General features: G+C 71.3%; 3 protein-coding genes. All 3 read right to left on the bottom strand.

The window, feature by feature from the left end:
- Positions 1 to 74: 74 nt before the first annotated feature.
- Positions 75 to 269 carry a hypothetical protein gene (locus tag PROKR_RS01605; protein ID WP_036959124.1) on the bottom strand — a complete coding sequence of 65 codons (195 nt, stop codon included), beginning with the start codon at positions 267 to 269 and terminating at the stop codon, positions 75 to 77.
- Positions 266 to 427: a hypothetical protein gene (locus PROKR_RS32135; RefSeq protein WP_157601809.1), complete on the bottom strand. Its 162-nt coding sequence runs from the start codon at positions 425 to 427 to the stop codon at positions 266 to 268. Before PROKR_RS32135 ends, PROKR_RS01605 begins: the two co-directional genes overlap by 4 nt.
- A gap of 13 nt (positions 428 to 440) precedes the next feature.
- On the bottom strand, positions 441 to 662 hold a 222-nt coding region (locus tag PROKR_RS36720), incomplete at its 5' end, for a hypothetical protein (protein WP_036959125.1).

A 662-nucleotide genomic window follows, 5' to 3' on the forward strand; every position in this document is an offset into this window, starting at 1 on the left:
GGTGGCGCCGAGCGGGCCGATGCGGACGCCGCCGGTCGCGAGCGGCTTGCCCGCGACGATGTTCGCAGAGTTGCTCATGCTGCGGTCTCCTTCTGGGAGTCAGAGCCCGCGCGGCGTGTCCGTCGGGGGCGTTCGGGGGTAGGGGTTTCGGCCTCTTCGTCGGCCGGGGCCTCGTCGAGAAGCCAGCCCGCCGCGAGGTGCGACTCGACGCGCTCGTCGGCGACGCCGATCACGACGGGCGGGTAGATGTGCGGGTGGCGGACCTTCACAGAGGGACTCCTCGGGTCTGGAGCTGGGCCGTGAACTGGTAGCAGTCCTGCCCGCTCTCGGGGTCGGGGAAGTACTGGAGGCCGCCGACCTCGTTCACAGCGCTGACGTAGCCCTGAGGCGTGCTCGTCTGGGCGAGCGCGTACACATGGGCGTGCACGCGGCGGGCGAGCTCAGAGGCCGCGACGGAGTCGGGCCCCCAGCCTGGAACACGACCATCGGGCGGTCGGTGACCCGGTCTCGGCGGGGCCCCCGACGCGGACCAGCTTCACGAAGGAGGCGGGACGCGCTGCGGGGACCTTCGTCACGACTTTGACGGGGGCGACGAGCGGCTTCAGGTAGGCGAGGAGAAGCGCCTCGACGTCCGGGAAGATGACGGCGTCGGTCATGAGCCT

This window comes from Promicromonospora kroppenstedtii DSM 19349, from assembly GCF_000515355.1.
GTDB lineage: Bacteria > Actinomycetota > Actinomycetes > Actinomycetales > Cellulomonadaceae > Promicromonospora > Promicromonospora kroppenstedtii.